The organism is [Clostridium] symbiosum ATCC 14940 (assembly GCF_000466485.1).
GTDB lineage: Bacteria > Bacillota > Clostridia > Lachnospirales > Lachnospiraceae > Otoolea > Otoolea symbiosa.
Genome location: NZ_KE992916.1, coordinates 23,997 through 31,379 on the forward strand (window position 1 = coordinate 23,997; position 7,383 = coordinate 31,379).

At 43.7% G+C, this 7,383-nt stretch carries 7 protein-coding genes and 1 riboswitch; of the genes, 3 read left to right on the forward strand and 4 right to left on the reverse strand.

Annotation, left to right across the window (positions count from 1 at the left end; all coding sequences use genetic code 11):
• Positions 1 to 81: 81 nt before the first annotated feature.
• A riboswitch (TPP riboswitch) is annotated at positions 82 to 188 on the reverse strand.
• A gap of 321 nt (positions 189 to 509) precedes the next feature.
• From CLOSYM_RS11180 to CLOSYM_RS11195, 4 genes are all read right to left on the reverse strand, one after another.
• Positions 510 to 860 carry a hypothetical protein gene (locus CLOSYM_RS11180; protein ID WP_003501051.1) on the reverse strand — a complete coding sequence of 117 codons (351 nt, stop codon included), beginning with the start codon at positions 858 to 860 and terminating at the stop codon, positions 510 to 512.
• 564 nt (positions 861 to 1,424) lie between these two features.
• Entirely contained in the window at positions 1,425 to 1,838 is a 414-nt protein-coding gene (locus CLOSYM_RS11185; protein ID WP_021642199.1) for a hypothetical protein, read from the reverse strand.
• A 71-nt stretch (positions 1,839 to 1,909) separates the two neighbouring features.
• Positions 1,910 to 2,605 (reverse strand): DUF4367 domain-containing protein, encoded by a 696-nt coding sequence (locus tag CLOSYM_RS11190; protein WP_021642200.1) that lies wholly within the window; start codon positions 2,603 to 2,605, stop codon positions 1,910 to 1,912.
• Positions 2,602 to 3,141 carry an RNA polymerase sigma factor gene (locus tag CLOSYM_RS11195; RefSeq protein ID WP_003511113.1) on the reverse strand — a complete coding sequence of 180 codons (540 nt, stop codon included), beginning with the start codon at positions 3,139 to 3,141 and terminating at the stop codon, positions 2,602 to 2,604. The genes CLOSYM_RS11190 and CLOSYM_RS11195 overlap by 4 nt, the downstream gene beginning before the upstream one ends.
• A 240-nt stretch (positions 3,142 to 3,381) precedes the next feature.
• On the opposite strand from CLOSYM_RS11195, the gene CLOSYM_RS11200 reads away from it, so the two are divergent.
• From CLOSYM_RS11200 to dnaB, 3 genes are all read left to right on the forward strand, one after another.
• The gene (locus tag CLOSYM_RS11200) at positions 3,382 to 5,427 is read left to right on the forward strand and encodes a DHH family phosphoesterase (protein WP_003501045.1); all 2,046 of its coding nucleotides are present in this window, start codon (positions 3,382 to 3,384) and stop codon (positions 5,425 to 5,427) included.
• A gap of 2 nt (positions 5,428 to 5,429) precedes the next feature.
• Positions 5,430 to 5,876 (forward strand): 50S ribosomal protein L9, encoded by a 447-nt coding sequence (gene rplI / locus CLOSYM_RS11205; RefSeq protein ID WP_003501043.1) that lies wholly within the window; start codon positions 5,430 to 5,432, stop codon positions 5,874 to 5,876.
• A 64-nt stretch (positions 5,877 to 5,940) separates the two neighbouring features.
• Entirely contained in the window at positions 5,941 to 7,272 is a 1,332-nt protein-coding gene (gene dnaB, locus CLOSYM_RS11210) for a replicative DNA helicase (protein WP_003501042.1), read from the forward strand.
• The last annotated feature ends 111 nt before the right edge of the window (positions 7,273 to 7,383 follow it).

A 7,383-nucleotide genomic window follows, 5' to 3' on the forward strand; every position in this document is an offset into this window, starting at 1 on the left:
GAGCGGTTTTTATTTAACAGGAGTCTTTCCTGTTAAATAAAAAAACCTGGGACCAACAGATCCCAGGCTCGAATAGTTATATATCCGTCTTGTATGATCCCTACGTTGGCATTATCCAAATCAGGTTATAAAGGTCGAAGTTAGATTACTTCCTCTCAGCCCGCCTACGAGCTCCCTATTGATGGTGAGTGTAACACTATATTGACGGATTGTCAATACTGGAATGGAATTTCGCACCACGCCGATTTCTGGCGGGGGGTGAACAGTAACGGGGGAGGGGAACAGCACCGGGATCACCAGAGTTTATTTGATTATTTCCAATTCCATAATAAAGTCTTTATGTTTTTTATTATTTGTTTATCCGCAGGTCAAACTTTTGACACAAATTTCCTGTATAGTAATAATCAAACAGGACAACAACCTTTTACATAGACTTTTTCATACTCATGCCGGCGGGAGAAATCCAGCCGGCCCCCCCTTTTTTCAGGGAAGTTTTTATAATCGTTTTACTATTTAAAATAATAATATTCTATCTGCTGCTTCGCGATCGTCATACTGGGATTCCCCAGAGAAACCCGCAATTCCTTGAGTACATTTTTTAAAGAGTTCCAGAAAGTATCGGTATCGCTGAACTCAACAGGATTTCTGACGACTGTGATGATATGGGCGTATTCGGCTAATTCGCATCCTCTTATTGTTCCGCACACCAGGCTTCTCTTATCAACAAGCCCGGTGATAAATTGACGGCTTTTTTGATATTCATTTTCAGTACAAGTTTTCCAGATATGTGAAATGTATTCATCAGTATAGTACTTTGCGTCAATTCCAAATATAGTGATTGTATACCTTTCAGCATGCATAGGAGTATACCTTCAATTTCCCATTACTTATAGTATATGACGCGGCAACGGTTTTGCTCATTAAGGTTGTCACGTATTCAAGTTGAATTGGGGCGGTTGATATGAATTTCCTGATTTTGTCAGAAAGTCTTAATCCTTTTTATGGTTTGTTTATTTCAGGGTCAAACTTTGGTCACAAATTTCCTGTATAGTAATAATCAAACAGGAGAACAACCTTTTACATAGACTTTTTCATACTCATGCCGGCGGGGAGAAATCCCGGCCGGCTCCCTCCATTTAATGGGGAATATTATTCTAATCTGTATTTTCTATCTCATAAATAATTCTTTGTGAATTTAAATATATTTATTGATTATCATTTCAATTCAGTAAGTTCCCGACCTATGAACAATATGATACTTATAAATAATGAGAGCCCCGGAACAATATATGTTCAGGGGCTCCTTATTGATGGCGGTAACCTGTGCGCGTTGCGTGCAGGTTATCGTTATACGATGTACCGTGAAAGTCAATACCGGCTTTCTTTTTTGTGTGAAATCATTAGGAACATATCAGCAAAAAAATTTACTGATAATAGCCGTAATCAAAGGTTTCGGTTACGGTTTCCAACAGTTTGGTATCTTTATATGCTCTGGCGGTTACTTTTAAGCGATAGCTGTAATTTTTTGCGATGCCGTAGGTTTTCTCCATCAGGAAACCTGTACTATCCCTTGATTCCGTCCAGCTCTTAATTGTTTTCCATGAGCCATCAAGCTGCTGAAGCTCAGTGGTTACCTTAACTTTATTAGCCTCTGCTGAGCTGCAGTCACATACCACGGAAATGAGGGCTTTATTTTCTGATTTGATTACTATTTCGCCACTTAACATCGTCCAATGGGACCATCTGGGTGTGCCTGCGAAAGCTGTAAAAGCGAGGCAGGATACCATAGTGACAGCGACAACAAAAGTTACAATTGCTTTTTTAAACATGTTTTTCATATTAAAGATTCCTCCTTTTTTTATTCATTTAATAAACGTTTCAGGAATCTAAAATATAACATAATATTAAATTATTTTATGCTTTCTAAAATTTTGTAAGCTTCTTCCAGTGGAATAGAGCCCCTCAGATAAAGCTGATGCATGTTTTTGTACATTAAAACTCGTACTTCGTCCTTTTTCTCAATCATATAGACTTTATTCCCATTGATTTCTGTTGCTACAACATTTGCTTCTTCAGTATCCATAGTTTTAGTTGTCAGATTGTTAAAATAATAGAAGAAATACTCTTGATCTTTATCTTCATTAAGATAACGTATAAAAAAAGACAATTCTCCTTCATTAACTTCATCAACACTAAACCCACTAGGAATATACTGAGGCTCATATTCCTGAAATTTTTTAGTCAAATTAAAATTATTTTCTCCCTGCATATTAAGCTTCGTTGACTTTTCCCGTATCTCCGAGAAAAACCGTATCAAAGGCAGACGAAATGCTTCCACACGCGTCACAGTCAGAGTGCTGATAGACAGGATAAGGATGATGCAGGCAGCAGCCTGAAGACGTTTTCTGCGATATTTCTTCTTGTTCTCTTCTCTTTCTGCCCGTTTTAATATATCTTTTATTTTACGGTTATGCTCATCAGAAAATTCATGCGGACGTTCATTGCCGGATTGATAGGCCTGCATTTCTCTGTCATTTTCAAGCTGTTCTTCGAGGGCTAATTCTAATAAATAATCACTTTTCTTTCGTTTTAAATCGTCACTCATTTTAACACCTCCCTTAACAGCTCTGCCAGCAGCCGTTTTGCACGCAAAAGACGAGTGTTCACGTTAAATTCGCTTATATTCAATATTTTAGCCGTTTCTCTGGCGCTCAGGTGGTGAAGGAGCCTTAACCTGAGTACCTCTGTATATTTTTCGTCCAGTTTGTCTATGCATTGGATTAACTTTTTATAGTCCTCCGTCTCGATGTAGAGATCCTCCGCACTCCGGCTGGTATCTGGTTTTTCAACTGTTTCAAAAGGGATTGGCGCATGACTGGCTTTGCGTAAATGATCGATAGCGGTGTTTTTTGTGATAGTAATCAAGAGATTTTTGCAGCGTGACCGGCCTATTTCCTCTTCTTCTATTCTGTATAATATATCAATCAGCTTTATCAGAGAAAGCTGTACCACGTCTTCCGCGTCATGTGTGTTCTTCGTGATATCATAGGCAACCCAGTACATCATGTTTTTATACTGATCATAAATCCGCTGAAACTTCGATAAATCTTTTTCATTCTCAACCATACTGAATAATAGCATAAGCGATAACCCTCATTTGTAATTTACCCGATTTCTCTTTGTCTGCCTATTATATCAGATTTGACGTCATATTGCAAAAGCAGCAGGTTAATACCCGGCGGAATTTTGGTTTCCGCAAGGAGTGATCAGTAACTAACTGTTACCGGCGCCGGACCCGGTTCCAATCTATTTCTGGACTAACAGATTTGTTTATGATATAATGTTGAGAATAGGTGGGCGTTTTTTCACGGGAGACAGAGAATGAGAGAAAATACAAAAATAAAGGGCCAACTGCGTTTTTATCTGCAATGGCCGGTAATATTGTCGGTTTTTTTGATGGCGGCAAACCTGGTTGTGGGTGCGATCAGCTCCAAGGCCGGCTTTGCTATGTCTGGATTTACCTTGCTTTATATTGTAATTGCCCTGTGGCTGTTCCTGTACAGGAGAAAACGGCTGATGGGCGGACTGGTGGAGTTTTCGACAGAATATGCATGGGTGCAGAAGCAGCTTCTCTCTGAGATGGCGATGCCATATGCGATAGCTGATTCGGAAGGCCATCTGATTTGGATGAACAGTGCCTTCGGGGCTGTTGTGAAAGAGGACAAAAGCTGCAGAAAGAGCCTGACGGCTATTTTTCCGGATATTACAAAAGAAATTCTGGAAGATATGGAGGAACGTTCCAGCATCCATTCTTCTTTTGACGGGAAATTTTACCGGGTTGATATCAGGCAGATTTATATGGATGAGAATGAGAGCCTGAAACTGGAAGAAGCTCAGGGGATCACGGAAGAGACCTTGCTGGCTATCTATCTGTTTGATGAGACGGAAGTACTCTCCTATAAGAGGGAGATTGATAACCAGAAGCTGGTAGCGGGCCTGATTTATCTCGATAATTATGAAGAGGCGCTGGAGAGCGTGGAAGAGGTGAGACGCTCCCTTCTTTCTGCACTGATTGACCGTAAGATTAACAAATATATCTCCAATATGGATGGGATTGTTAAGAAGCTCGAGAAGGATAAATATCTTTTTGTCATCAAGCAGCAGTATACGGAAGAGATTCAGGAGAACCGTTTTTCACTTCTGGAAGATGTTAAGACTGTTAATATCGGGAACGAGATGGCGGTTACGCTCAGTATCGGTATGGGTATGAACGGAACCAGCTATATAACGAACTACGAATATGCCAGAACCGCCATTGACATGGCTTTGGGCCGGGGCGGCGATCAGGCTGTAGTCAAGGACGGAACGAGAATCCGCTATTACGGCGGAAAATCCCAGCAGCTTGAGAAGACGACCCGTGTTAAAGCCCGCGTCAAAGCGCATGCAATGCGGGAATTGATGGATACAAAAGACAAACTGCTGATTATGGGTCACAAAATTGGCGATATCGACTCCTTCGGCGCGGCCATCGGGATCTACCGGATAGCCACTTCGTTTAATAAAAAGGCCAGAATCGTCGTCAACAGCGTCAATTCTTCTGTTAAGCCGATGATGGCAAGATTTCAGAACAATCCGGATTACCCGGAAGATCTGCTGATGACGGGTGAAGAGGCGGCTGAGTGGGCTGATGCCAATACGATGCTGTTTGTCGTTGACGTCAACAGGCCGAGTATTGCCGAAGCTCCGGAACTGCTTAAGAAGATTAAGACGATTGTGGTGCTGGATCACCACAGACAGAGCAGTGAGATAATCGACAACGCAGTGTTGTCCTATGTGGAGCCGTATGCATCTTCAACATGTGAGATGGTGGCTGAGATTCTTCAGTATATCGGAGACGGCATTAAAATCAAGCCGGCAGAGGCTGACGCCATGTATGCCGGAATCGTTATTGATACAAATAACTTCATGAACCAGGCCGGAGTCAGAACGTTTGAGGCGGCAGCTTTCCTGCGCAGAAACGGCGCTGATGTGGTCAGGGTCAGAAAATTGTTCCGCGATAAGCTGGAGGACTATAAGGCGAGAGCCGAGGCAATCCAGAAGGCGGAGATATTTAAAGAGTATTTTGCCATTTCAGAGTGTCCGGCTGAAGGGATTGAGAGTCCGACCGTGGTCGGGGCCCAGGCGGCGAACGAGATGCTCGATATCGTCGGAATCAAGGCATCTTTTGTACTTACTCATCTTGATGACACGATTTACTTCAGTGCCCGTTCCATCGACGAGATTAATGTCCAGATTATGATGGAGAAGATGGGAGGCGGCGGCCACAGGACGATTGCCGGAGCCCAGTTAAAGGGAGCAACGATTGAGGAAGCCAAGGTAAAATTAAAAGAGATTATTACAGACATGCTGGAGAAAGGGGATATATAGACATGGAAGTTGTATTATTGGAAGACGTAAAAGCATTAGGAAAAAAGGGACAGATTGTAAAGGTGAACGACGGTTACGCCAGAAACTTTATTCTGCCTAAGAAATTGGGAATCGAAGCAACTTCAAAGAACCTTAACGACTTAAAACTGCAGAAGGCCAACGCCGATAAAATCGCTGCGGAGCAGCTTCAGGCGGCAAAGGATCTGGCTGCGGACCTGGCGGAGAAATCCATCACACTTTCCATCAAAGCGGGAGAGGGCGGAAAAGCGTTTGGCTCTGTTTCATCGAAGGAAATTACAAAAGCGATCCAGGATCAGCTTGGAATGGAAATTGATAAAAAGAAACTGGTGCTTCCGGAACCGCTTAAGACGTTCGGAACCCATGAGGTGCCGATCAAGCTTCATCGGGATGTAACAGGAAAACTGGCTGTCAAGGTAGTGGAAAGCTAAGAATCCGGCAGAAAAAATGAAATTCTGACAAGCCGGTAATTGTTCAGAAATCGGAGGTCTACAGATGGATGAAGCGCTTATAAAAAGGGTACTTCCCCACAGCGTAGAAGCAGAACAGTCGGTCATCGGCTCGATGCTGATGGATAGAGAGGCAATTATTTCGGCGTCTGAGATAGTCACAGGCGCCGATTTTTACCAGCACCAGTATGGTGTGATGTTTGAGTCCATGGTGGAGCTGTTCAATGAGGGCAAGCCGGTAGATCTGGTAACACTCCAGAACCGCTTAAAGGAAAAGGACGTCCCGCCGGAGGTCAGCAGCCTGGAGTTTGTCCGCGACATAGTCACAACGGTACCGACGTCTGCCAATGTTAAAACCTATGCGAATATCGTCAGGGAGAAAGCCGTACTGAGGCGGCTTATTAAAGTAAACGAAGAGATAGAAGGGCTTTGCTACGCAGGCAAGGATAAACTGGAATATATTTTGTCTCATACGGAGAAAGCCGTGTTCGATCTGCTTCAGAGTAAAGGCTCGGGTGAATTTGTGCCTATCAGGCAGGTCGCTTTGAATGTATTGGAAAAGATTGAGACGGCATCTAAGAATCAGGGAACCGTCACCGGCGTACCCACCGGGTTCATCGATTTGGATTACCGTACATCCGGTTTTCAGCCGTCGGATTTTATTTTGATTGCGGCCCGGCCGTCTATGGGTAAAACAGCATTTGTACTCAACGTTGTTGACCATGTAGCGGTTAAGAAGGGACTTCCCTGTATGGTTTTCAGCCTGGAGATGTCAAAAGAGCAGCTCGTAAACCGAATGCTTTCAATGGAGTCTAATGTGGATTCACAAAAGCTTCGTACCGGTACTCTGACAGATGCCGATTGGGACGCGGTGGTGGAAGGCATCGGAGTAATCGGAAATTCAAAGCTGATTATCGATGATACACCGGGTATCTCCATCATGGATCTGCGCTCCAAGTGTCGTAAAATGAAGCTGGAATATGGTCTTAGCGTTGTAATTATCGATTACCTGCAGCTGATGTCCGGCAGCGGCAAGGGCGGTGAGAACAGGCAGCAGGAGATCTCGGAGATATCGCGATCACTGAAGGCACTGGCCAGGGAACTGAATGCGCCGGTAATTGCGCTGTCCCAGCTGTCGCGAGCCTGTGAGACCAGGCCGGATCACAGGCCGATGCTTTCCGACCTTCGAGAGTCGGGGGCGATCGAGCAGGATGCCGACGTTGTAATGTTTTTATATCGAGATGATTATTATAATAAAGATACGGATATGCCGAATATTGCAGAGGTAATTATTGCAAAACAGAGAAACGGTCCGATAGGAACCATCCAGCTTATGTGGAGGCCGGAGCTGACAAAATTTGCAAACCTGGCAAAATAAAGACGGAGCAGAGAGAACAGGAAGACTGTTTAAGCTGCTCTGTTTTTATTTTGCACAGGTGAGGACGCCGCCGCAGGCAGCGGACGGGGTGGTGGAGTGTGTATATGAGTC